The sequence below is a fragment of the Acutalibacter sp. JLR.KK004 genome (genome assembly GCF_036941085.1).
Lineage (GTDB): Bacteria > Bacillota > Clostridia > Oscillospirales > Acutalibacteraceae > Acutalibacter.
In genome coordinates this window covers 451,940-478,015 of sequence record NZ_JAYMNQ010000001.1, presented here as the reverse complement: position 1 = coordinate 478,015, position 26,076 = coordinate 451,940, and the positions used below count along the sequence as shown (strand labels likewise).

Below are 26,076 nucleotides of genomic sequence, written 5' to 3'. Positions count from 1 at the left end.
CCTGTTGGCTCCCGGGGATAAGGGTGGAAATTTATATAAAAAAAGACGCAAAGAATATGTCTCTGCGCCTTTTGTGCCCGGGGGCCATGTATGAAGTTGTGAAAAAAAGAAAAAGCGCCTAAGAGCATACTGCTCCCAGACGCTGTGTAACTCGTTGACTGTGTTTGCTCTGTGGCAAACCGGATACTATGCTAAGTAGTATAGCAGATTTTAGGGGGGAGCGCAAGGTCAAATCCAAAAATAAATCATGCTACCACCGCTCTTCTTGACCGCCACCTCACTACAGCCCTTGCAAAGCCTTCCGTAAAGCTCCGCACTTCTTTCGGTGCCGAGCAGTCCGCAAAGCCGTACAGTTGAAGAATCTGCCCTGTCTCCACATCAATCTCTGTTGTGAAATAAGGCTTGTCCGCCGCACTGTCCCGGCGGATGAAAAAGACCATCCGCCGTCCCATGACATGGTTCTCATAGTAATGGGAAGTTCCTACACAGTGGTTGAGCTTCTGGCCTTCCACGGTAAAATCGCTGCGCTTCTCAGGGTAGGCAATACAAAGGCCATCCTTGACGTAAGGGCGCGCCCACCAGTACAGACCGTTCTCGATAGCACGGGGCAGCCGGTTGTTTTTCAGTTCCTCCTTCCGTTCATTGACGCGGCCAATCAGCAGGCTATGCCGTCCGCACAGATCAGGTGGCTCCAGGACAGCACGCTTTGTCATGTCGCTGGAAAGCTCCTCTGCCATGTTCAGATAGTCACGGTAAATGCCGATGAAGTAGGAGATACCCCGGCGTTTGTATAAAGGGGCAGCCTGCTCTTTCTGACTTTGAACGTACCGCAAAGCGCGTCCTAGCGGGCTAAACTGGATAATCCTCCGCAGATTCTGCAATTCATATCCATTCAAACGCAAGGCACACAGAGTGCGAAGATCATCAGGCGGCACATGGTCTCCGCTGTCGGTTATCAACCGGATTTCTTCAAAATCAGCTTGGCTTTCACGCAGGGCAGGCAAATATTCCTTCCCTATCCCGATGAACTCCGGGAGGCTCCTTGCTTCGCTCCTTGGCAGAATATTGCTGGCTAAGACAGGCAGGCCCGCTTTCAGCAAATATTCTGTCTGTGGAATATCCTTCAGATTATCCAGCAGCCGATGAAAATGTATGGGGCGGCGCAGATCTGTAAGGCTCGCCTGCAAATCCACATGGCAGTAATCCTCCCCGAACACCTCACACAGATTATTTGTGTACACAAAGGTATTGCCATAACACCTTGACCCATTGCGCAGCCGGTACCAATCGAACCCCCGATAAGGCGCCTGACACCAGGCATAGGCGTATTCAGTGGATTTTCCTCTATTGTCCAGCAGCAAAGTTTTGAAATAGTCGGAAAAGTCGTATTGCGGTTTAGGATTATCCGGAAGAATCGTGCGCACCACGTCCACATAGCAGAGCAGAAGCTGGCCCTCTACCTTATAGGCCACACAAATCTTCGCCTTATGAACCACCTCGTTTTTTGCCCATTGGGCACGGTAGTTCACAACAGCGCCGCACTTGGGGCAATGGCCGGAACCGCCCGGCTTGACTTCGCCCCCCACCTGGAAGGCTTTACCGCAATGCCTGCATACAGCCTCGCGCTTTCCTTTTTGTAACTTGGATACATACAGGATGGAATCCGCAAAAACGTGATTCTCGCAGAACTTCGCTAAGTCTTTCGGGTAGGCCGGGAACATCGCAAAGTGTTTCCGCATCCGTTCTTCCCGTGCGTCTCTGGCTTTTTGGCGCTTGTTCCAAGCCGTCTCATAGATAAAACTGCCAATGGCATGGGATACCCAGATATCACTTTTGTCCATGCCCGTTTTAAGGCCTAGGCCGTTTTGAATGGCCTTTACAGATTCCGGGGTGGCCGTGATCTTTTCATAACTGTAAGTGGAGTTTGGGATTGGATTGCGCTTCGTCCAGCCTTGCTCATGGAAACTTTTATAGGGCTGCTCAATCCAAGTGACATAGTTCTTTCCATCCGAAAAGAAACGGTAAGACCGCACACTCTCTACATCTTCCTGAAGGGGCACATATACTTGCCATGCGCTCACGGCAGCCAGAACTACTAACATCAAGACCAGCACAACAAAGATAATATTTTTCCTCATAGCTTGTTGGCCTTCTCTTTCATAGCCTGGGCAGTGGGATTGCTGTAAATCAGCGTAGTCTGCACATTGCTGTGCCCAGCTTGATTGGCTACCTCGTGGATGGAGTAGCCGCTCTCTAAAGCATGGCTACAGAAAAAATGTCTCAAAGATTTTGGCGTGATAACATCCGAATACTTATTGAAAATTTGGTTGATACGGCTGGGTGTCAGCTTGCCGCTCTGTCTGCTTACAAATAAATAAGGGCTGTCAGACCGGCGTTCCTTCAGGTACTCCCGCAACGCGTGTACAATTTTGTCGTTCAGGTAGACCAGCCGCTGCTTGTCTCCCTTGCCAATTATACGGATCTCCCTGGCGGTCAGGTCAACCTGGTCGAGTTTCAAATTGACGCACTCGCTGCGGCGGATGCCCGAGTAGGCGTACAGGGTGATGATGGCATAGTCCCGCTTGCTGCCACTCTCAAGGAGTTTTTGACGGAACACCTCCACATCCTTCTTTGTAATGGTGCAGGGGCTGGCATACTGCAGCTGGATTTTCATGAAATCCCGGGGCAGCACAGCGGCTTCGGCCTGCTGACCAGATTCCACCAGCCACTCGTTCAAATTACGGAGTGCCGACAGGTGACGGTTTACCGTCCGGGGATTATAGCCTTTCACATTGCGCATGAAGGAAATGTATTCCAATACGTTGGCCCGATAGAGCTGGGCTGGCTGCTGGCCGAAGGTTGTCTGGCACCACTTGAGATAAAGCCCTACATCCCGACAGTATGCGAAAGCCGTGTTGGTGGACTTGCCCAGTGTTCGCAGATAATCTGAAAATTGATTTAACATAGAAATCGCCTCCAAACCACATCACACGGTTCGGGGGCGATTTTTACAACTTGAATTTGATTGTGTTTAACTCGTTTTGGGCCACTGACTTAATTATTTCGTTTAACTGGGAGGGGGATTCCTGGCAAATTGAGCGGTTCAGTTAGCTACAATCATTATTGAACAAATCCCGCTGGCGCGGGGGTATTCCAAAGGAAAAAGCTCTCCTGTAAACTAAAGAGAAGCGGGAAACCTCAAAAAACGAACAGGGAACTGATCCAAATGGAAAAAGAGAGAATCATGCAAAAGCTGTGGGAGGACATGACGCTGCGAGGTCTGTCGGAGAACACCAAAAGCCGCTAATTCCCCTTGGCACAACATAGACATAATCACGCATTAAAAAAATTACATATTGACGTCAATGCCTCTCCGAAAGAATATGTGCATAAGTCTATAGTTAAATCCCATATGCTGCCTATTCCATCGGGGAGACCATCTGCATCAAACAAAATAATGTTAGCGTTTCGTACTGCATTTAGCGCAATTGTAATTTCGGATTCATCATTAACACGGACATTTAATTGAGTCCAATCCATGTTTAGGCGTTTCGATATCAAAGCACTCATATAACCACAATTTTGTAGCAATAAGTTAAATTCTTTTATTTTATTTATGTTTTCATGTACAACACTCACGATAGGCGTTGTGCATCGTGCATAATCAAAACTGAGTGCTTTTTTATGCGGATATTCGTATGGTAATGCGCTGATATCTATGCTTTTTATTAGCTGTCCTAAAAAGAATGGAACAGCCATGCTACTAGACCTTTTTAAAAAGAAATTGTCATGCTGGCTCAGTTTCCTAAGTGTTTCCGAGTGGAAATATCCAACTACAACGTCATAAGTAGAACATGATACACTATTTTGCATGATATATTTACATTCTTCTTCATAACTAACCGCAATAACCCAGGGATAACAAGCTGGGTAAGTTAATTCCCGTTCTGGACTAACCGCACAGATTAAGGTGCTTCCACTCTCTGAAAGCGCTTTAGTCACCGCCTGCATCGGTCTTGCACCAAGCCAATTATTCGTTCCAATACTCATACAAATGTACTGTATTTGGTTTTTGTAGCACCAATCAAGAGCTAGGCAAATATTTGGTATTGAAAAATCGTCTTGACTGTTGGATGCAACGGAAATACCAATATGTTCGACCTGCGGAGAAAACTCAACCATAATGGCTGCGCAGACTGAGCCATGTGAAAGGGACTTGCTACTATCCTGATAAGGTAGGCAACATCCGTCAATCACATGATAAGATTTGATAGGTTCACCGGTCATTTCTTTCACAAACTCGTTTGATATATAGTTATCAATAATCGCAATTTTCATTTCTTTCACACTTTCACTATGCAAATTATCATTACACCAACCGCATTTCCTTCCCGACATTGAACTACTAAATGGAATCGACCGCAATCGGCATATCTGTATGCATTTACAGACACAAGCACGGTCTCTTCATCCAATTGCTTGAATTTCGTCAACACAATATGTTTGAGAAATTCTTTTTCCCATAAAACTTCCTCCTGAATCACAATATTCTCGCATATTTCTTGTCATTGTCTTAGTTAATATAACTTCGGGAAGTGTTCCAATTCCTTTGGTATGGTTAATCTAATCTCCGGTAGACTGCACTGGTGTCTACTCTGTGCGTATACCGTAACGCAAGCTACCACCAAAAGGTACAGACCCCTACACATATAATACCCGTTTTCTCTGCTGCTTTCCTTTTCGTACTACACCTCGAAGCAAAGACCTAAGATTTTCTCGCCGCACTATGATTTTTTTCTACTCATTCAGCCAAATGTACGCCCGCCCCTGCATCTTTTCGGCGCACTGCTCCGGAGTGGTCAGGCCGTTATCGTAAAACTCAAGCAAAAACTCGTCCACATCCACGCTGTACAAATCAATATTGACGATGGGACGATCCAGAATCCGGTCCATCATTTCTGTCATGGCCGCTGGGTCAATGGTATCGAAGTCGCTGTATCCCACCGAAAGGTCGTGCAGGCCATTCTGGTCGATATCGGCCAGCATATTCTGGAAAGTGGTTTTACAGAGAGGGATTCGGTTTGTATAAGCCGCCGACGAACCCATCTCCGCAAAGTCCAGATACTCTCTATCCCGGGCACTTATGCAGTACCGGATGAACTCCCAAGCCAGCGGCTGGTTTTTCATGGAGACCGGCACACAGAATTCCTCCACGGAACGCACCCCCAGCTTTCCATCGGAAGAGGTAAGAGGGTATGGCCCCACTGCGTATTCTTTGGGCTGCTGCATGGTAATCAGGTTTGGCAGAAAAGAGTCCTCTAGGACAAAAAAGCCAGGTCGGGCATTTTCTACCACAGTCTTGAATGTGTCCGCCTGCCAGGCAAAAATGTTTTCCGGGTACTTCCCGGTTTTCCGGTAGCTGATATTGGCATCTAAGAGCCCGCCATTGTTCCCCATTCCCAGCAGCTGCTGGTCCAGGCCGGGATCTTCATTGAGCGCATTGTTGGTGCGGGTCAAAAACTCAATGAATTCCGGGGAATCAAAGGCAGCGTCCCGGTTTTCCAGGTCTATATACCGGCAGCGCTCCAAATAGTAGTACAGCCCGTCCTTGCCCGGAGAGGAGAAATTCAAGTTCAAATCCCCGTGTAACTCCCGGGCCTGCTCATACCAGTCCAGAACTCGATTAGCGTCTACAGTTTCAATACTTTCCGGATCGACCTGGAGTTCATCCAGAATCTCACGGTTCAGATAAAGGTCATAAAAGGAAAAAGCAATGGGCAGCGTAGCCAGCTTGCCGTCTACCTCAAAGCCCTCCAGCACATGGGTGAAATAGTCTTCATGATTCAGTTCAGGGTCATGATTCCAGAACTGATAAAGGTCGATCAGCAAACCGTTGCGGGTAAACTGGGGGATATTTATCCTATCCCGGACATCATACATAATATAATCCGCCTCGCCGCTACCAATCTCCATAGAAATCCCCGAAGAAAAGCTATCCTTGGCCATTTGGATCTCTGCCCGGGACATATTGGCCCACTCTAGGCTGGATACGCTGGAGTCCACGTCAATCGTCACATCCGGATGCAGTTTCATAAATTCCTGAATCAGAAAGTACATGGCGGTGTTCTCGTCAAAAGAGATCAGCGTCTTGATGGTTAGCTTGCCGCTCAAGCCATCCGCTTCTGATGTTAATAAACCTTGTTCACTGGCAGAAGACGGTCTCCCCATTGCTTGGCTGTAGATGTCATCCTGTGTGCTTTGGCATCCTGTCATGAGAAGTATGACGGCTGAAAGAAGAAAAAAGACAATTTTCTTTATCATACGCATCTGTGGCACTTCCTTTCCTTGATAAAATTGGCATTCAATAAATATTAAAATAATCTACAGTATTTACACAGCTCCATATAATTTCAAAGGAATCTATAAAAAACAAATTTATATGTTCTAAGAGAGATTATTTAACACCTGAATTTTGCCCAGAAACCCAAATCACTAAATAAAGGTCAAAGACGTAATTCAAAAACGCGAGATTCTCGTGTTCCGAACTACGTCTTATGACCTACCGTACTACACTCACTTTTTCTGCAGAGTACCTATCACGCTGCAACTCGTCCGGAATTAGAGGAACCCACGATGTCATCTACAGAAGTTTGTGCTTCCTTCGGGTACCATGAGGAAACCTCCACCCCGCAGTGACGCAAGCAACTGCAACTGCAACCACAAATAGTCACATAGTAATATGTGCTTGCCATTTGGTTCTCCGTAGACTTTCTCAGCATCTTTTTCATACTTTCACCTCTTTTCTCTAATCGAAGCGATAATCGAATTTATTTAAAAAAATAAATTCCGAAGTTTAATCCTACTCCCTAATCACAATGCGTAAATGTAACATCATGTTATAATTTGTGCATTAATGGCGTTCGCAAGAGAATTTATTGAAAAAACCTCGATATCTTCAATAATCAGATTGAAATTTATTGGATACTCCCTACTTAGTTCAAGCAAGGCATATACTAAATCTCGCGGTGCAATGTGACAAAAAGATGAAAATAAATCCTCATTTTCGTCAGGAATTACACAATTTGAGTTTGCTTCTTTTAGAAATCGCACAATTTTGTCTTTAACCTGCGCAATGTACATAGAATAGCCTCCTTTAAAGATTACTTATCAATAAATTTAATAGAGATTTCCCAAGCTGATTTAAACTTTCTTTGTCAAGTGAATAGAAAAACTCTATATCTTTATTTAGGGGAACCATCAAATTATCAATGGATGAAAAGGCTTTGGTAACATATTCACATTTCCTGGTTTCAAGGGATATATTCATAGATGTATTCGATATAATCACATGTCTTATTGGCGCATTTAGTTTATATTTACATACATTCTTCTGCCATTTAACGTACTCATCAGTAAAATCCATCGCGTAGGAACAGAAAACGGCTGCATCAGGTGTAACTGCTTGAGAAATCAAGTACGCAAAAATTCCCATATCTTCATATTTCATGGGATTCATGGGCATAAAACCACCAGGTACACCAATAAGCATCACTTCAGGTTTATCCTGTACATACTGGTTGTAAAAGAAACGATTGAGAGCGATTATTTTTTCGCGTTCGGTCATTCCACTTTGATATGTCCAAGATGGAATAGACGGGAATCCAAAGAAGTTTGAAAAACATTTTGTTCCTACTTGAGATATGGCATACCCACTATCTATAAAGAATTTACGTAGGGCAACTTGCACCAGAAATTTGTGTGTGTTCGGACCAGAACCCAATATGAAAACCACCGGCACGGGTATCTCGTACACGTTATCTCGCCCATGGTCAGTAGAAAAATCAGCAGGGGCACTACTTCCACTCAAAACAGTAATAGCTTTTGAGTCTACCCCATGAGGTATGTACTCAGCATAAACCCTTTTTCCGCTCGATAAGGCCGCCTGAAATTTATTTAAAACAAATTTCGCTGACATTGATTTTACATTTTCTAAAAAAAGCACAGCATCCGAAGTGCGCAGTTCTCTATCAAAATCGTCAGTAATATATTTTTGGGTAGCTGGACCTCCATCAAGACTAGCAAAATCAACAAATCCAGCGTCCATTTTTCGAGGGACGACAAAAGCTATATTATTAAATTCTTTTACCATATCACCATATCTGGCGAATGCATTCACATCTTTGTTTGCGGGAAAAACTAACAATTTCATCACATCTCCTCCATTCGTTTGAAGTCGCATCCATAATGTTGCAGCATTTCTAAATCTTGAAGTTTCCCTATAAGACTATTTCTTACATGCTCACAATGCTCTAACCGTTTTTCCCTCGACACATCGCCTTTATCAACCATTTTTGCAACACATGTTCCACAGTATAAAAACGCCCAACAATTCAAACATTCTTTCTCTGTATACTTGCCGACATTTATCATTTCTTTAATTCGCTGTATATCAAACCCATTTTCAAGATTCCCTATTTGAAAGGGTTCATTTTCTGAAATTTTTTCGCATGGATAGATATGACCGTCTGCATCAACAAAAACTCTCTTTTCTCCGGGAATACAAGGACCTCCTGGATGATGTTTCGTTATTCCTTGAATTCCACCAGATTTAAGAAGCCTATACATTTTCATAATTTCTGCCGAATCAGATTTCACAATTGCTGATATCGCATCAAATTTCACTAGGCCTAACATTGCAAGAAGAAGCTTAAACTTTTCTTTGCGCACCAACCTATAATAATCATCCCCATATGAAATCGGCTCCTTTAAATCATCACTGCTGACCAATGTTACAGATGAATAAAGTGGACCAAACAATTCATCTGTATCGAGAAAATCCTTAATTTTCCTATAATCTCCATCAGGAGAAATGACCGTATTAGTGTGACATTTTTGAAAATATGTAGGATTTTGCGCTTTCATTCGTTCAGCGTTTAACTTAACTGTCGAGTAAGAGCCTTTACCGTTTAAAAAAACACGATACTTATCCTGCGTTTCTTTCGGACCATCAATGCTGATCATAATAGAAATATTCTTTTCGATAACATACTTAATTACTTCATCGTTAAATAAAGTTAAGTTTGATGTGATGTTATATCTTACTTTTTTCTCAGGGTATGTTTGTTCAATATAACTCACAACACGCTTAATCAATTCAAACTCTAATATAGGTTCCCCACCATAAAAGCTTATGGCAACTTCATCTACATTCGTTGAATGAGACATCAAAAAATTTATAGCCTTTAATGCAATATCAATGCTCATGTGTTTGTTACTGTGTTTTCTGTTATAATAACTACCAGAGTAAGCACAATATGCACATCTCAAATTACAATTTTGTGTTACTTGAAGAACCATTTGATTTATGTGAGTGCTTACGATAGATTCAATTTCATCTGTTGCAGGATGCTCAATACTAACAAGGTCACTCCTATTGCAGAAGCCTTTTCTTTGAAGTTTATTCAAATATATATAATCAATCTCCATCCCAATACCTCCCGCTATGTTCTGCAAGGCATGGTATTCTTCCTGCTGCAACGGGGCCACCCTATTCTTTTCACGATCATATAGCCGAAATCCAAAGGGTGTACTAAATGTGATATATGCCATCTGATATGCCTCCTTTATTTTAGAAAGACTTCCATTACGGCTCTTGCGAAATAGATGATATTGAACGAATTGTGCGGCCAAGGAGTGTCAGGCTCCCTGCGGAGCTTGTGGTAGCGTCCAAGACTTGATCGGAGGCTACGTTGCTATGCGTCCGCATGTCCATTAAGAACAAACAAACTGTGATGTTTGATGCAAATATCAAGAACACAACATACCATGGGCGAGCGTTTAACATTGAAAACAACATCAAATTTTTCGCGCCTTGATTTTAGTAAGCGGTCTATTTTAATTAGGTTATTACTTTCGTGCTAATTCCAGCGCTGGTCTTCGGTGGAGACTGCCTCCAGCATCGACCGAAGCGGGGACATGTATACCGGTTCTGATAGCGAACGCTAATACGCATTATTTGAGTACGTCCACATGGGACATCTCCATCTCCTAGGAATCCCACCACCTTTTGAAAAGGTAGACGAACTTTTCACGTCCCCTTTCCTATACTTTTAGCGCATGGGCAATATTTGACAACCGTTTTTGCACAAAGGGCTCACTAGAAGTGTTGTGCCAAGAGCTAAAACAAAACAGACCTCTTGCGAAAATAATTTTTTGAAGTATGTCAGGGCCCTCGGGCGCACAGAAACGCGCCCTGCGGCAAGACCTTGGGGCTCTGAGTCTCGTCTCCCGACTCGGCCGGTTCGCAGCTTGCAAGCGTTCACGCAGTGAATGTATTGCCTCACACCAGACGCTCGCCCCCAGACCCTGCAAGGGGCTGTCTCGCCTGCCGGATTGGTCAGGTCAAAACGGTCTCCACTGGAGACCTTCCCCGTCCCTTGACCGCGCGATCTTGCCTAGTTTCATCTATTTCGCAAGAAGTCTATTTTGTTTCACCTCACTTTGAAATTCCCTATGCAGGCAAATTTATGAAATACGCTTTGCATAGCGCGCATTAGCACAGAGTTTCATAGCAACCAAATCCCGAAATGGGAAAAAGCCAATTAAACATAAAAATTTTACGCATACAGCGCTTATACCTGCGTTATTACTATATCATAAATATCTAGAGACGTCAAGATTAGATGTAATTAAAATATTCTATTTTTAGAGAATATTTCGAAATTAGTGGTGTACGGGTTACGCAGACAGATTTTTGTCAGACAAAGCGTTTTCCCGTAGGCATGCTGGCACTTGGCAAGAGGAAACAATGCAATCTGGCGAAAAATACGCAAGTAAGACGTGCATAAATAATTTGGGGATAGACTCATGGTCTCGCCAAAAACGAAAAACTCTACGCGTTTAAAGCCAGAAAGAGATTGCTAAGCATCCAATCCAAAACAAACTCAAATCATCTACGGCTGCTCTAGGCTTGTGCTGTATCCTCTTCGTGACTTTTGTTACCCATGCCCAGCACCGGTATTCCTCCCACAGCAACGAACGACATGGTTACGTCGTCTGGCTTAGCCAACTCTTTATGGATGGGGCGCAGTCAGGTGTGATATAACCCACTATACTATGAATCTTATCTGGGAATAGTAGTGCCCCAACTCGTCATTGCTGATCCCTTCTTCCAATGGACACGCCTTTGCTTGCAACGGTAACCAACACTGTTTTTACTGTGTGGCAGGAATTGCGCACACTGGCTGCTCTCCTAGTTCGGCTATATCCAAGCGCTTCCAGCCTCAGCATCTCCCGATTCCATTCATCTAACTCCGCCACAGGTTTCCCACCGTATTCCAGAAACTCACGGACAGATGCTCTGTACAGGCTTTTGTGTGCTCTGCCAGATCTCGCAGCGTCATGCCCCATAGCTTTTGCATGTTTCTCTCTTTTCCCATTTCTGCCTATCCAATTAACACATAACGAGTAAAAGGCGGAGCAGAAACAGCGGCGAGGACAGAACGAGAAAAAAGCCGTTCAGGCTGCCAGCGGCGGTTGACCCGATAGCAGAATTCATCAAAGTACGCCTGCAAATGGGTATTATGCAAGCCATGAAAAGTTCCCAGAATGAAAGCCTTGGCATTTGACACAATGATATGCAGCCATTTCAAGTGCTCCGGGGATTTTTCCAAATCGAAATTTTCTGCTTGTAAGCTATATCCCTCACTCCCCAGCCTGCCGTATGCGGCAAGTCCGTCGCTGTGAATAACAGAACCCGGTTTGACGTGTTCTTTGGCGAATCTGGCAAGATTTTCTCCATTCACTGCGGTCACCACCTGTGCGCGCACATACCTCGGACTCCCGTTTTCATCCAGAGACACAGCGAATATCACCGGGGTCTTATCCGTCCCTCTCCCACGCTTGCCCCCGGCATGGGAACCGCCGAAAAAAGCGTCGCCCAGTTCAATTACGCCACTGAGCATATACTGCGCGTTGCACTCGCCCATGGCATGGCGGATCTTGTGGCTCATGGTCCAGGCCGTGTCATAGGCGATGCCCAGGTCCCGCTGCAATTTTTTCGCGGAGCAGCCGCGCTTGTCCTGGCTCATCATGTGGATGGCCAAAAACCATTTCACTAAAGGTGTGCGACTTTTTTCCATGATGGTCCCCACTATCACGGAGGTCTGCTTCATGCAGTGCCGGCACTACAGCCGGTTCCGGCTCCTGATTCGGAACGGCTCCTGATTCGGAACGGCTCCGCTTTCGCGCCGCAGTGGGGACACACAAATCTCTCCAGCCACCGCATTTTGTACAGATATTCCCGGCATTTTTCTTCCGTGTTGAACCGCTCCATAAATTCTACCATTGTCATGATTTCCCGCTGCGCCATTTTTTCTCCCTCGCTGTCTCTTTTTCTTTCTATTATACCACTTTATGTCATGTTTGGATAAGCAAATTCCCATTTGGATCAGCTTCCTGCTTGACAGTGCAGAGTAAAGGAAAGAATCAGCATGGCATCCATTATCAAAAGAGGCAAAGCCTGTTCGGTTGTCCCTTACTCATTCAGGTATATCCACCCCCGCTCCTGTAATTGTCTGGCGCACTCCTCGGCGGAGATGAGGTGGTTGTCGTAGTAGGCGGCAAAGATATCTTCCAGACTGCCCAGCAGTTCCTGGCTGACGCTCAGGCGGGTATTCAGCTGTTCCATATAGGGCTCGGCGAGCTTCGCAAAGGGTTCCCGGAACAAGGCCGCAGAAAGGTTCCGGAAATTATTCCGGTTGATAGGCAGCGACTGGTTGTAGGGGTGCACGTATTCGTAGTTCTCGCTTACCGAGTCCTTCCAGACCGAATCCGGGAATTCTTTCTCCTCTATTATGAATTTTAGGAACTCCCAGGCCAGCTTTGCGTTGGGGCCTTTCGGAATGGCCAGCAGGGCCATATCGGTGGAAAACGGTATATTCCCCTGGCTGTCCTTATACAGCAGGCCACGGGAGGAGCCTATATCGCGGTCTGACACGGCCTTATTGAAAACGTGCATGCTGGACGAAACTTTTTGACAAAAAGGGCCATCACAGGAAAAACTCGGCCAATACAGGCTGCGGCCGGGCGCTTTGTCCATCGTGTACTCAAAGGGCAGCTCGTCTGTCCGTTTCAGGTATTCAATAAACTCCGGCGTGTCAAACCGGGCTTCCCCGGTCTTTTCGTCCAGGTACTGCGGCAGGACAAACTCCAGGAAGAAGGACTTATTGGTGCGCGGGGCAAAATAACAGCCCTCCTGACCCTTTGAAGCCGGCTCCAGCGCGCCCATGGCGGCGGCCTGCTGGAACAGGTCTGTCAAGTCCTCATAATTTACGCCGTCCGGGAACACATCGGCCCCATTGAGGCCCATTTCATACAGGATATAATCGTTGAGCATGATGAACTTGAAGCGCACCACCGGCGGCACGGCATACAAATGGCCTTCCGTATCCTCCAGGGCCTCCAAAATATTGGTATAATAATCCTCCCGGGAGAACTCCGGGTCCCTGGCCATCCACTCGTTGAGATCCTCAAACAGCCCGGACTTCGCATATTTGAAATAGGACATGGGCCCCAAATCGAGAATGTCCGCCGCTTCGCCGCCCGACAGGGACGTGACGGTCTTGCGGATATAGCTGTCCGCAACGTCAGTTGGCAGCTCCGTGCGTTCGTTCACGATTTCGCCCTCAAAGGTAATGCCCGAAGGCGGATCAATATAGGTTTCTTCCGTCTCGTATTGAAATTGGATCTCCACATCCGGGTGTATTTCCTCAAAGCGGCCAGCCCATATCTCCAGCGGCCCCCACCTGGACGGGAGGGATACCGTCAGCTCGCCGCTCAAAGGGCCCTGGGGCTCCGGTTCATCCTGCCCGCGCTGCCCGCAGGCGGCGAGGGACAGGCACAGGGCGATGGCTAACAACAGAGCGGTAAAACGTTTTTGCATGGCAGGGCCTCCTTTAAAATTATTTAATACACTATAGACGCGGCTACAGGCAGTTTAGTTATTGGTTATTATAACAAAATCAAGGAGCCGGGTTATTGCAAAACATCCCAAAAGAGTGGATTAGCATACATATGAAAAAATCATTTCATTGAAAACTTGTTTCTCAAACTTAAGAATAGTTGCCGCTTTACCACCAGATCTGAGAAGAAAACTTCCTGTATTTATGCTGTTGTCTGCTTTGCTCATATCCTCATTTGGTTAATTCGATGGTTTTAAAACAGGCACTAAGCCCACGCTGAATTTTCTGCGTCGGCTTAGTGAGGAAGCAGGCTTACCAATTCTATTCAGTTTTACAGAGCTGAGTTTTCTCGGCACACTTTGAAGGGAAAAGGCACTTGTCACCTCCTACTATTCGGATTCAGTCCCAAAGAATTGCAAAATATTACTATATCCAATCTCAACACTGACTTCTTCCAAATTAAGAAGGTAATCCCCGTACTTCTGTATCGAAGCCAATCCCCCCTCTATATCCAATAACAGTATCCCAGCTTCCTTCAATGGCTTAACCCATCTAAGGAAATCCTCTGCCGAAGCATGAAGAATCATGTTTGTCCAATCCGTCTGCACCCGATCTGTGAGTAGCGCCGCTTGGTAACGTTCCTGCTTCAATAGGGAAAGCAGTTCCATCATTTGCTCCAACGGTCCGCGCAAGGCTACGGTCGGCATGGGCAGTTCTTCTATGGGGCCGGGCGAACTCGATCCTTCCCACTGGGGTAAATCTGACACCTTCATGCCCTTTGAAATCATTGTGCCCAACGCATAAGGTGTAGCCATACTATTCGTGCGGCACTCAAAAAAAGAGTTTTCCGAAGCCAGCTTTCTAAGTATTGGCGTTGTAAATTCTCCCACGATGACATCGTTTCCTACAAGCGAATTTTCTTCACGATAAAGTCCAACTGTACCGGGTACATAGCGTACACCTGTTACCCAAGGATATGCCGCCGGAAAAGCTATGCAACCTTTGTTGGCGCAGGCAGCATAAATTTGTGTGCCTGCATCTGCCAGTTTCTTAGTTGTCACACCCAGTTCCTTTGTTTCCAACCAGTTTTCGCTGCCAATGCTCATACTGATGCAGGCTGGTGGATTATTCAGGCAGTCTTCAAGTGCGCGGCAAACTTTTTGAATCTGAGCTTTTTCATCATCTTTCGAACATGAATAGCCCACCAAAGAGGCAGGCTCTGGCATGGACTCTGCCAGGATGGAAGAACAAATTGTACCATGGGAGTTGGTCGATCCTGCGGTCATCTGAACCGCACACCCCTCTTCACAAACCCGCATGACAGAAATCGTTTTCCCTGTCCGTTTCAATACGCCAATAGGGGAAATCCAGTTATCTATCACTGCTATGTTCATGATTTCCCTTCCAGATTCTCCCCGTTCGCCCCGAAAAGCTGGCACAGCCCGCCGTTGAAGTCCAGCGCGATTTTCTCGCCAACCTCCGGCGCGCGGAAATGCTGTCCGTCCTTTTCAATCGTGGGCAAAATGAGTACCACATCTTTCCCATTGACGGTGCAATGCACATGGACTTCGCTGCCCATCATTTCTGTGACTTCCACAGTGGCAGAAAGCCCTGTCTCACCGAGACTCAAGTAACCAGGCCGCACGCCCACCGTGACTTTTTGCGGCTGCACCGCCCGTGATGCCAGGCGGTTCTGCTTGTCCATGGGCAGTTCCATGGAGTGGCCCTCCACGGAAATCCGGTAACCTGTTGCGTCATGCTCTAACTGCCCGCTAAAGAAATTCATAGGCGGAGTGCCAATAAAACCAGCCACGAACCGATTTGCCGGATGGTCGAACACCTCCTGCGGCGTGCCAATCTGCTGGATGAAGCCGTCTTTCATGATGACAATCCGGTCACCCAGGGTCATAGCCTCAGTCTGGTCGTGGGTGACATAGATAAAGGTGGTATTGATTTTCTGCCTTAACTTGATAATCTCTGTGCGCATATGGTTGCGCAGCTTTGCGTCCAAATTGGATAGCGGCTCGTCCATCAGCAGCACTTTCGGTTCCCGCACAATGGCCCGGCCAATAGCCACACGCTGCCGCTGTCCGCCTGAGAGCTCTTTGGGCTTGCGGTCTAAATATTCGGTGATGTCCAAGATTTTTGCCACTTCCTGTACGCGCCTGCGGATTGCTTTTTTGTCCACTTTCCGCAGCTTCAGCGGGAACGCCATGTTGTCAAAAACATTCATGTGCGGGTACAGGGCGTAGCTTTGGAATACCATGGAGATATCCCGGTTCTTCGGCTCCACGTCATTCATCAGTACACCGTCTATATACAATTCACCGGCAGTGATTTCCTCCAACCCCGCCACCATGCGCAGGGTAGTGGTCTTGCCGCAGCCGGAAGGGCCTACCAGTACGATAAACTCCTTATCGTCAATATTCAAATTGAAGTCCTGCACGGCCACAACGCCCTCATCGGTCACTTGCAGGTTGGTCTTTCGCTCCGCCGCACCTTTCCCTTTGCGAACGCTGTTGCTGTGAGGATAAATCTTTTTAATATTTCTTAGTTGCAAATTCGCCATGATGTCACCACCTTCAAGAAATCCTTACTTCCATGCCTTCGTACAAGAAGTCTGCTGTCGAGCGTAAAACAATGGGGTTTTCGTTTGAAACCGCCTCGTACACGAACATCCTGCCATCTGGCAGTTCTTGGTACGCAAACACGGAAAGCTGTTTCACCACATACCGCTTACCCCACGGCCCGTCCTGGCGCTCTACCGTATTCATCAACATTCCATCCGGGCCGGGAATAAGACACTCTGCCGGTACGTTTCCCTTTTCTGCTTGGATAAGTTCTACCTGGGGGAGACTGTCTCGGTAGGCGGTCAAACTATAGACTGTAGAACCTACTACCACAATGAAATACACAGCCGCAACACATAAATATACCATGCGCGAGGTTTTCCAGGTGCCTTCTGGTTTGACCGAACCGGCCGCGACGTGTTTCCCTTTTGCTTTCATAAACGCCCCTCCCTATGACTTCACACTGGACAGCGCAATGCCCTCGGTGAGATAATCCTGGCCCAGCAGGAATACCAGCAGCGCGGGAATCAAATAGAACACAGACACGGCGAAGAACATACCCGGATCGCCGGTGACCACGTTACCCAAGTACACAGACAACGGGTTATCATAGGTGTTTTTGATGAAGACTACCGCTTGGTCGACAATATTCCAGTTGTCGGCAAACAGAAGTACCACCAGCGCCGCCACTACGGATTTCAGGTTAGGTCGCACGATGTACCAGTAGGCACGCCAAGGTCCGGCACCGTCTAGTGCGGCAGCTTCCATGCACTCCTTGGGAAAGTTTTTCAGCTGCTGGCGAATGAGGAAAACGCCCAGCGGATGGAACAGTGCCGGCAAGATAATCGCCAAATAACTTTCCCGGATGTTCAGCCAGCCCGCCACGATAAAGTTGGGAACCAGCAGGATTTGCGTGGGCATGAGCATAACAATGATGTACATAAAATAAATAGCTTCTTTGTACTTCCACTTGATGTTTTCAAAGGCGTAGGCCGCCAGCGGGGCAATGACGCACTGGCCAATCAGCACCGGGATCACCAATAAAACGGAGTTCCAGAACATGCGCAGATAACCGGGGCTTTCAAAAAGAAGCTGCTTGTACTGGTCAAGCGTGAAGTCTTGCGGGAGTAGCCCGAACCGCACGAAATGAATGCCGTGAGAACTGAAATCTCCGGCGTTGGACTCTATCATCTCAGCCGAATAGCGACTAACGATCTCATCACCGCTCATGAAGGAATTGGCGAAGATGAAGATGATTGGGAAAAGGGCTACTGCGGCAGAAACTATGATGCAAACCAGCGATGGAAGGTTCTTGCTTCTCATAAATTTTACCACCTTACTTTTCAAGAATTCAATTCTTGAAGGCATTCAAGTATATGTTCATATGTATCGAAACGATTATCTATAATAAACTGGGCGGGAATTGTCATATGAAGATTTGCTTCTATGTCAAAATACACATAAACCAATTCACGAGCTGGCATGCCGATGGTTTCCCCAAACAGCAATTCCGTTCGTAAGTTTGTTCTTTCAAGGAAGTCAATGCCTGTTCTCTTTATAAAAATTTCTCTCAATACACTCTCAATTGCTTTCATTTCATACCTCACAAAATATATAGAAATACCGTCAGCTATACAGGGGGTTAGTTTACTTTAGGACTTCAAATCGGACTTTGGTTAGTTGTGGGTTGTGGCAGACGGGGAAGCATAGCTCGAGGTGCTGTTATAGTCATCGGTCCGCAGCGGAATGTTGCCGCAGGAACACTGGCATCTCCCATCGCACTGGCACGGGACATAATATTGCTCTAAAACCATATTCTGAGCGTTCGTGTTCTTCTTAACTAGTTTCTGGTTTTTCATTTGCTGTTCCTCCTTCGACTTGGGTCATTGCATAGCTGACAGTATATCTACCTCAAATCATTCAGCCAAGAAAATCTCAGCTTTCTCCTGCATCTGCCGGGCACATTCCTCGGCAGACAGGCTGTCCGTGTCATAATACTGGTTCAAGATAGGCTGAAGCACGGTCCCCAGCGCGTAGGGCATGGCAGCCCGGACATTAAACTGCTCCGCGGCCCGTTCTGCTTGTTCCAGGAAAGCATCATCCAGCGGGCACGGTGCCGTTTCTGAATTAAAGCCGGTCATCCATCCGTCCGGGTTGGAACGGGAAGCCTGATCCACCTGTGCATACAATTTAGAGAATGCGCGGAAGTTGGCCTTCTCCACCGGCAAATAACCGGTGGTAAAGTCTGTACCGCCCTCCAGCACTGTGTAATAACCGGGGTTTTCCACATGGCCTATGGCGAATTTCAAGAATTCCCAAGCGAGTTCCGGGTTTTTGCATGACGCGGACACCATATACTGCAAGCCGCTGGCAAAGGTACAAGTCCCCTTCTCCGACATTAGTAGTAAGGGTGGCGTGCAGCCCTCAATTTCTTCTACCAGGTTGGGGAAATCCACCATGCTCACGCCGGTTGACAGCGTGAGGGAAGTATTGCCGCCCGCATTGGACTGAGCGAAATCCTGCATGGTCATGCCGCCGCCCACCATGCCTGCTCCTTCTTCCATCTTTCGGTTAGAAGGCAGGGCCTTTGTGTCGGTCAGATACTGGATAAACTCCGGCGAATCAAAATTCACCATGTCCGTATCCTCATCAAAATAATCGGGGTACACCACTTCCTGAAACAGATAACCGCCGTTCATCAAATCTTCAAACTCCATGGTGAAACCGTCTGCCAGCAGGCCCTTTTCATCCGCTTCCTTATAAATAGAAATAATCGTCTGGTAATCAATTTTGTCCCAAGGCTGGAAAGTATATCCCAGTTCCTCCGTAATATGGGAGTTCAGCACTACCGCCGTGTAGTTAAACAGCACAGGGAGCTGATACAGCTTATCTTTATACTCCAGGGCTTCAAAAAGGTTCGCAAAATAGTCCTCTTTGTGGAAATCTGCATCGTTGTCCATCCACTCGTACAGGTCAAGCGCATAGCCGTTTTCAGCAATATTTTTGGCAGAAACCATGCCGTCCCAATACGTAATGATGTCCGCGCTCTCGCCGCCCATAAGCTGGGTTGCCAGCCGCTGGGAGTAGGCCGTGTACGCTTCCGTGGTCAGCCGCTCCCCCTCGGGCAGGGAGTAGTCCACGGTGATTTTCACGTTTGGATATTCTTTTTGGAAAGCTGACACTACCGCGTCCGTACCATAGTCCGCTATTTTCCGCATATCGGAAATGGTCAGCTCTCCAGAGAGCTCCTTTTTCGGTGATTCTTCTGCTTCGCTCTCTACCGGCTCGCTTGCATCTGCCTGCACCGGACTGGAAGTGGGCAGAGAAGATTCCTCCGTGTACTTAGAGTAGATGGCTTCCTGGTCAGACTGGCAGGCCGTCAGACAAAGCAGCAAAGCCAAAACGAAAGCGATTGTCCTTTTTTTCATAACTTTTCCTCCTTAATCAATTAACCGCACTTCCATCCCTGGGTAGGCCCTGTCCCCTTCTAAATTCACCACAATGGGGGCCTTGCCGATGTTCGTAGATGGAAGTACATATTCACTGTCATTATTGGGGGGCCACACATTTCCTACTGCTTCTTCTTGCAGGACAAATCTTGTTCCCCATGGCCCTTGCTGGGATTCTACCGTGTATAAGCAGGCTTCGCCGCGCTCATTATAGTGTACGGACGCGCGAGGCACTGCGCTCGGGTAGGCTTTTGTCTCTCCCGTTATGGCGATGTTCACGGTTTCCCCTTCCTGCAAGTCACCTTCTGTGATTTCCAGATAAAAGGTCACGCCGGTGCGTTCATAGACCGTTCCTTCCTGCCTGTCCACCACAGCTTTACCGAATTCTTCACCGTCTTTTGAAACGGCTGCCTGCTGCCCGGGTAAAATCACCTCTCCCGGCACGCCGCTGCCAAAGGGAATATGGCACACAAGCTGTCCCTCTTGCACGGTAGCCTGGGAGTGTAGTTCGTAGGGAATCTCCTGCCTGGCAGGTCGGGTCAGACTCACGCCGGGAAGGTTTGCTATGTAGCCAGTTTGGGAGTAAACAGTGAAAATTGAAATAGCCACAAGATATGCCACCAACATTACAAAGACTATCCATCTAAAAAACTTAACTTGGCGTACATCCATTCAATCCCCCCTGATTATTATTGTTATCTTTCATGCTAGTGCCCGATAAAGAAGAAATAATATTTTGCATAGCAAGTTTAATTCCCATTAAATCACCAGCAGCACTACAAGTATTGGGATTGACCTTTTCCAGCTGATCTTGCACAAACTTTTGCGGGAGGGTAAGATACTCATATTTCTTCTGTGTTTCGACTGAAGAAAAATCAAATGTATATCTTGAGACAAAATGATAGGCGACATCTACGCCAAAATGATGTTTGAAGAGTCTATCCGTCCCAACAAAATACATACTGGAATCCTCTTCCACCGGACATAGCGCGCAGAGCACAGCAGCGTCCGGTGGCACCGCATAGTTTATCATCATACCCAAAATGCCGTAGTCTTCCGCATATTTGTAACTGTACGGAAATATTGCACCGGGTCTCCAAATATGGAGTAACTGGATGTTCCTGTGTTTTTACATAATCCGAGCGCAGATACCCCTGCTGCTTTAATTCCTTGATTTCGGGAGCTTCATTATTCTCCGATCCTTGTTTTAGCATCTCATAGACATGGCAAGGTATCATCACGAGATCATTCTTATTCACATCATAGAAATAGAAATGTTCCGATGTGCTGAATAAGTGAATATTAGGTGTGTTCATTTTGTCCTCCATTTTTATCCCGATATGTCTTCTACTGATACGCATCTGTGACACGCTTCTGCAAGTAGAAAACGATGAGCAAAATCACACCGATAACCAGGAATAAGATATATGCTGCACTAGAGAGCTTCTGCATATTCAAAGAGAGAAATTGATTGTTCATATAGTGCTGTAACATATAAATATCCGGGCTAGGATACGCCCCGTAAAGCATATAGACCTCTTTGAACACCTTGAAGGAGTTCACGATGCTCATCAGCAGCACTACAAATGTGGTGGGACTCAGATAAATCCAGGTCACGTTGGTGAACTGCCTCCACTTCCCCGCCCCTTCCAGGGACATCTGCTCGTAGTATGTTTTGGGAATCCAGTTGAGCCCCGACCAGAACAGCACAATATTATAACTCACATTCTTCCACAGGAACACGGTCACCAATACGCCCATGGCCCAGCCGTTTTGGGACACCAGTTCGTGGCTGAAGCCCATTTGCAAAAGCAATTTTTGTGCAAGCCCATTGGAATCAAACAGCACCTTCCAGAAATACACAATGGTGCCCGAGGGTACAACCAGCGGCAGCAGCATCAGCATGGTGGCGGGCACGCGGCCTTTTTTCATGCCCTGCAGGCAGAGGGATAAGAAAAGAGAAATCCCCATGCTTAGCGGGACGGATAGTCCAATAAAAATAATCGTGTTCAGCGCCGCCGACTGGAATAGGGAGTTCGTCAGCGTGTCGATAAAGTTTTGCAACCCCACAAACTCCTGCGCGCCCATGTTGTCTACCAGCGCATAGTAGAGCGAAAACAGGAACGGGATGGCGTAAAACAACAGTACGCCCAGCAGGCTGGGCAATAAAAACAGCCAATAAACCTTGTCTTTCTTCATACCTCACCTCATATGTGCATCTGGAGTCTCTTTTACTTATCCTAGATTTTTGATTTTACAGACCGGTCTTCAAAAAGCAACCTTGGAACGGTTTTCATTCCAAACATCCTGCTAAATGGTTTTGTTCCATATTGCAGAACATGATATCCCTTACTCTTGAAAAACTTTCCAAGTTTCAGTTCCAGTGTGAATTTATCACAATTTTCTCCAGTTCCCATGACAAAAATAATGGGAACTGGTAAAGACAAAAGATTGGTGAATCTGTCTGGGTTAATCTTGACATCTTCATATCCCAACACTTCTATTCCCTTCGTGGAACAACTGTCTCCCAGAAGCTGCGAAAGTGTTTCAGTTACAAAGAGTTTTTTCCCACTTTTAATCGTAAGATCGACCTGCTCCCTATATATATCAATATCAGAAATCATGGGGGCAGTTGAAATAAAAACTGCATCTGCCTCACTCAAGGCCGTTCTGAAGTCATTCCTGACAAGATGGCCTGTTATGCCACCCCCGTCACTTACTCCTGCATCTTTGCCCGTCATGGCCAAACTATCCAAGGATACCGGAAGAATCGAACTGTAGTTTACCACCATATCTGAGCAACGCAAAAAATCGCTTACCTCCCTACAAAAGGGATAAACAAGTAGTGTTTCCATTCCTATTCGCCTTTCTGAATATCATATTGGTTAAAGTCATAACCATATTCCTGTAGAATCATAACATTACGCAGTCTTTCCTGCGCAGCATGGCGGATGTTTGCGCATTTTGAAAGACGTTTTTTTCTGCTAAGGCCATTACCACCCAATGAAGCAGCAACACACGCCGTGCAAAAAGGAAACGCCCAACACTTTTTACACTCCGCTTCTGTCGTTTGCGCTATATTTAGAATTCTTCTCACAGCTTCTATGTCAAAGCCTTCAAAGATATTCCCAATGCACATTTCTTTACTCTCATTGACTTTCTCGCACGGAAACAAACGCCCATTTACATCACAAAATGACCTGCTTGTTCCGACAATGCAAGGCCCAGACGGCGCTGCGGACTTAACCTTATAATTTCCTATCGTCAATCCATCATAGGTCTCCTTGAGTGTAGTCTGATAATCCCCCATTATCAAGTACTGCTCGGGTACTTCCACCTCTCCAATCATACCCAGCATCTGAGCAACTTCGCCGGCCTGCTGATAAGCCGCAGTTTTTTCGTCAAATTTGATTTTTTCATCCAGACCTGTATCGCTTAACAAACTCACTTTACTGTTCAGTTTCCCAATTATGTTATCCTTAATCAGAAAATCCTCTACTGATTTGAAATCGATATCCGGACTCAGCACCGTATTTGTAGACATGGTTGCGTAAAGGTCTGGATGATTTTTCTGAATATTCTCAAGGTTTCTGATTACCAGGTCAAAAGAACCATGACCGTCTATAAAACATCTGTGTTTGTTATGCAAGTCCTTGGGGCCATCCAAGCTTACCATAACAATAAAATGGTTCTGGTCAAAATACTCTGCTACTTCTTCCGTCAAAAGCGTGGCGTTGGTTGTAATCGCAAACCTGACTGCTTTAGTAGAATATTTCGCCTTAACATATTCTACAACCTTATGGATTAACTCTATCTCCAACAGTGGCTCTCCACCATAAAAGCCGATAACAACCCTGTCAGACAAATAAGAGTGTTCCATCAAAAAGTCCACTGCAGAAAGCGCCACTGACAAATCCATCCGCCGATTGGAATGTGTTCGGTTGTTGTACTTACCCGAATATACACAGTACTCGCACCGCAAATTGCAATTTTGGGTGACCTGAAGTGCCACCTGCTCCATTCGGCCGTTCAAATGCAGTTCGATATCCTTCGTGAATGGATGTTCTATGGTTTCTATGCTGTTATCCATGCATAGCCCTTTAGCCTGCATTTTGCTTATCGCCGCCTGACGAATTTCGTTGCCCTGTTTTCCCTTTAGAGCGTCATACATCTCCTTGTCGATTTCAACCACCTTGTTTTCGGGGCGATCATACAGGTATGAGTGACTTTTTGTACTAAATATTGTAAAAGGCATTCTTTCACCTCTCCAGTTTTGAAAAGTTCTGTTATTAAAAGGACATCGAGGGAGACTCCAGAGTTTAACCACCGCAGCCCCCCTCGATGTATAGCATTCTCCGCTACGTTTTATCTTCTTTTAGTAGCCATAGGACTCGACGTAGCCAACCAGATTGCCATATTCGGTTTTTGTTGCCGTCGCGTAGTTCGAAGGGCAACCTTTACACCCACAGGGGCCGCAACCTCCGCAGGTACCTCTCAAGGCATAATATGTTTTGAGAGAATCCTTCCGAACCGACTTCTTCAGTTCCTTTTTCATCCGTTACACCTCCTTCCGATTTTAATTATTTAACAAAAGCACGTGGGCTTTTGTTTCAAAGTTTGAATGTACAATATTCCTCACTCCAGCAGGAACATTTCCGCTCGCTCCTGTATTTTCTGCGCACATTGCTCCGGAGTGAGCAGATCATTCTGGAAATATTGATTGAAAATTTCATTGATATCTATCATCAACACATTGTTATTCGTGAGTAGGCTGATGGCGTTCACCCGGCTGGCCCACTGGTCTGCCATTTCCACAGCGGCTTTGTCGTCCAGGAACACGCTCCGGGCCAGTTCCAATGCGTTGCGGCGGTTCAGCGGAGTGGGGCCGAAGTAATCGCCCTCATAGGGCAGCTGGCCTTCCAGTTCCATTTCGCTGAGGAAGAACCGCAGGAAACGCCACGCCAACTCCTTATTCTCACTGGCAACCGGGATGCCCACCGGCCCCACCACCGCGCCGAACTGAATGGTGCCGTCCGATGCGGCAAGCTGAATGGCAGCCGTGGCCGAATCCGATTCCTCACACAGCGGGGTGTGTCCCGCGCTCAGTATTTCGTCCACGGAATCGTCCATAAAAACATTGTCCGCCATTTCCAGGCTTTTCAGGCTGCTGTATTCCGGCTGGAACTCTTGTATGTTGTTCCAGCTTACAGTTTTCATGGCCGTCAGGGTTTCGGCAAACGAGGGGTCATCAAAGGAAGCAGCTCCTTCCTTCTCCTTCATGTACCGCTGGTATTCGGTCTGGAAGCAGGTGTAGGGGTTGTAGGTTCCGCCCACAAAGAAGCCGTCTTTGGGCACAGCGCCGGAATCCACAGCCTGATTATACCACTGTATCATCTCAGGGAAGCTGGCTGTCTCGGGTGTCCCGGTCACGCCCGCCGCCTCCAGATATTTCTTATTCAGCCGCATACCTCCCGCAAGAAAGGCCAGCGGCAGGCCCGCCATGCTGTCCTGATACGTCACGGCGTCCAGCACGTTTGTGTACAATTCGTCCTTCCTGACCACGGGGTCGTTGTCCATCCACTCCAGCAGGTTTTCAAAGACGCCGCTCTCCACGCAGCCGTAATAGGGCAGATAGTTCAAGTCCACCAGGTCTGCGGGGGCTTCGCCGCCCATCAGCTCCACAATGGTCTGCTGGGCATATTCTGTCCGGTCTGTACCCACCCCTACCAGTTCCACCTTTACGTTGGGGTACTTTTTGTTAAAATGTTTAATCCACCTTTCCCAATAAAAACTGTCTGGCGTCTTAAGGGTGAGCGTCCCGCTGATGTCGGCATCGTCCTCTACCGGAGCGGAGGCTTCGCTTTCCGTCTCCAGTTGGGATTCCGGTGCAGAGCTGGTTTTGGTCAGCTCGTCAAACTTCTTGTCCTCCTCGCTCTGCCCGCACCCCGTGAAAACGGATGTACAAAGGAGAACTGCCATAATCAGCGAAATAATCTTTGGGGATTTCATCGTAGACGCCTCCTGATGTGTAAACTCTATCTAAACTATCACGTTTGTCCTTCTTGTATTTTCCCGATTTATATTTTATTATGTTTC

Annotated in this window: 23 protein-coding genes; all 23 read right to left on the bottom strand. The window is 46.7% G+C overall.

Annotation, left to right across the window (positions count from 1 at the left end):
- Positions 1–245: 245 nt before the first annotated feature.
- The gene (locus tag VSQ30_RS02670) at positions 246–2,138 is read right to left on the bottom strand and encodes a PcfJ domain-containing protein (RefSeq protein ID WP_334461800.1); all 1,893 of its coding nucleotides are present in this window, start codon (positions 2,136–2,138) and stop codon (positions 246–248) included.
- A complete protein-coding gene (locus VSQ30_RS02665; protein WP_305117604.1) occupies positions 2,135–2,965 on the bottom strand; it encodes a tyrosine-type recombinase/integrase in 831 nt (276 codons plus the stop codon). Before VSQ30_RS02665 ends, VSQ30_RS02670 begins: the two co-directional genes overlap by 4 nt.
- 368 nt (positions 2,966–3,333) lie before the next feature.
- Positions 3,334–4,338 (bottom strand): S8 family serine peptidase, encoded by a 1,005-nt coding sequence (locus VSQ30_RS02660; RefSeq protein ID WP_334461798.1) that lies wholly within the window; start codon positions 4,336–4,338, stop codon positions 3,334–3,336.
- A gap of 459 nt (positions 4,339–4,797) precedes the next feature.
- Complete coding sequence (locus tag VSQ30_RS02655; RefSeq protein WP_334461796.1) at positions 4,798–6,171, bottom strand: ABC transporter substrate-binding protein; 1,374 nt, start codon at positions 6,169–6,171, stop codon at positions 4,798–4,800.
- Positions 6,172–6,891: 720 nt separating this feature from the next.
- Positions 6,892–7,140: a hypothetical protein gene (locus VSQ30_RS02650; RefSeq protein ID WP_334461793.1), complete on the bottom strand. Its 249-nt coding sequence runs from the start codon at positions 7,138–7,140 to the stop codon at positions 6,892–6,894.
- 13 nt (positions 7,141–7,153) lie between these two features.
- Positions 7,154–8,209: a TIGR04066 family peptide maturation system protein gene (locus VSQ30_RS02645; RefSeq protein WP_334461792.1), complete on the bottom strand. Its 1,056-nt coding sequence runs from the start codon at positions 8,207–8,209 to the stop codon at positions 7,154–7,156.
- The gene (locus VSQ30_RS02640; RefSeq protein ID WP_334461790.1) at positions 8,209–9,609 is read right to left on the bottom strand and encodes a radical SAM/SPASM domain-containing protein; all 1,401 of its coding nucleotides are present in this window, start codon (positions 9,607–9,609) and stop codon (positions 8,209–8,211) included. The genes VSQ30_RS02645 and VSQ30_RS02640 overlap by 1 nt, the downstream gene beginning before the upstream one ends.
- A gap of 1,835 nt (positions 9,610–11,444) precedes the next feature.
- Positions 11,445–12,140: an IS1595 family transposase gene (locus VSQ30_RS02635; protein ID WP_305117204.1), complete on the bottom strand. Its 696-nt coding sequence runs from the start codon at positions 12,138–12,140 to the stop codon at positions 11,445–11,447.
- Between the two features lie 29 nt (positions 12,141–12,169).
- Complete coding sequence (locus VSQ30_RS02630) at positions 12,170–12,286, bottom strand: transposase (RefSeq protein ID WP_305117208.1); 117 nt, start codon at positions 12,284–12,286, stop codon at positions 12,170–12,172.
- A gap of 249 nt (positions 12,287–12,535) precedes the next feature.
- Entirely contained in the window at positions 12,536–13,942 is a 1,407-nt protein-coding gene (locus VSQ30_RS02625) for an ABC transporter substrate-binding protein (RefSeq protein ID WP_334461788.1), read from the bottom strand.
- A 408-nt stretch (positions 13,943–14,350) separates the two neighbouring features.
- Positions 14,351–15,355 carry a S8/S53 family peptidase gene (locus tag VSQ30_RS02620; protein ID WP_305117206.1) on the bottom strand — a complete coding sequence of 335 codons (1,005 nt, stop codon included), beginning with the start codon at positions 15,353–15,355 and terminating at the stop codon, positions 14,351–14,353.
- On the bottom strand, positions 15,352–16,530 hold the full coding sequence (locus VSQ30_RS02615) for an ABC transporter ATP-binding protein (RefSeq protein ID WP_334461785.1): 1,179 nt from the start codon (positions 16,528–16,530) through the stop codon (positions 15,352–15,354). Before VSQ30_RS02615 ends, VSQ30_RS02620 begins: the two co-directional genes overlap by 4 nt.
- A gap of 13 nt (positions 16,531–16,543) precedes the next feature.
- Complete coding sequence (locus VSQ30_RS02610) at positions 16,544–16,969, bottom strand: hypothetical protein (protein WP_334461784.1); 426 nt, start codon at positions 16,967–16,969, stop codon at positions 16,544–16,546.
- 12 nt (positions 16,970–16,981) lie between these two features.
- A complete protein-coding gene (locus VSQ30_RS02605; protein WP_334461781.1) occupies positions 16,982–17,854 on the bottom strand; it encodes a carbohydrate ABC transporter permease in 873 nt (290 codons plus the stop codon).
- A gap of 20 nt (positions 17,855–17,874) precedes the next feature.
- Positions 17,875–18,126 carry a hypothetical protein gene (locus tag VSQ30_RS02600; RefSeq protein ID WP_334461780.1) on the bottom strand — a complete coding sequence of 84 codons (252 nt, stop codon included), beginning with the start codon at positions 18,124–18,126 and terminating at the stop codon, positions 17,875–17,877.
- Between the two features lie 321 nt (positions 18,127–18,447).
- The gene (locus tag VSQ30_RS02595) at positions 18,448–19,959 is read right to left on the bottom strand and encodes an ABC transporter substrate-binding protein (RefSeq protein WP_334461779.1); all 1,512 of its coding nucleotides are present in this window, start codon (positions 19,957–19,959) and stop codon (positions 18,448–18,450) included.
- A 12-nt stretch (positions 19,960–19,971) separates the two neighbouring features.
- Positions 19,972–20,589, bottom strand: a complete 618-nt coding sequence (locus VSQ30_RS02590; RefSeq protein WP_334461778.1) for a hypothetical protein — start codon at positions 20,587–20,589, stop codon at positions 19,972–19,974.
- Between the two features lie 43 nt (positions 20,590–20,632).
- Positions 20,633–21,016, bottom strand: coding sequence for a hypothetical protein (locus VSQ30_RS02585; protein ID WP_334461777.1), 384 nt, complete (start codon positions 21,014–21,016; stop codon positions 20,633–20,635).
- Positions 21,017–21,327: 311 nt separating this feature from the next.
- Positions 21,328–22,179 carry a carbohydrate ABC transporter permease gene (locus tag VSQ30_RS02580; RefSeq protein WP_334461775.1) on the bottom strand — a complete coding sequence of 284 codons (852 nt, stop codon included), beginning with the start codon at positions 22,177–22,179 and terminating at the stop codon, positions 21,328–21,330.
- A gap of 41 nt (positions 22,180–22,220) precedes the next feature.
- The gene (locus tag VSQ30_RS02575) at positions 22,221–22,721 is read right to left on the bottom strand and encodes a P-loop NTPase family protein (RefSeq protein WP_334461774.1); all 501 of its coding nucleotides are present in this window, start codon (positions 22,719–22,721) and stop codon (positions 22,221–22,223) included.
- A 116-nt stretch (positions 22,722–22,837) separates the two neighbouring features.
- Positions 22,838–24,235 carry a radical SAM/SPASM domain-containing protein gene (locus VSQ30_RS02570; RefSeq protein ID WP_334461772.1) on the bottom strand — a complete coding sequence of 466 codons (1,398 nt, stop codon included), beginning with the start codon at positions 24,233–24,235 and terminating at the stop codon, positions 22,838–22,840.
- A 120-nt stretch (positions 24,236–24,355) separates the two neighbouring features.
- Positions 24,356–24,535 carry a hypothetical protein gene (locus tag VSQ30_RS02565; protein WP_334461770.1) on the bottom strand — a complete coding sequence of 60 codons (180 nt, stop codon included), beginning with the start codon at positions 24,533–24,535 and terminating at the stop codon, positions 24,356–24,358.
- 80 nt (positions 24,536–24,615) lie between these two features.
- Positions 24,616–25,989: an extracellular solute-binding protein gene (locus VSQ30_RS02560; protein WP_334461769.1), complete on the bottom strand. Its 1,374-nt coding sequence runs from the start codon at positions 25,987–25,989 to the stop codon at positions 24,616–24,618.
- Positions 25,990–26,076 lie beyond the last annotated feature (87 nt).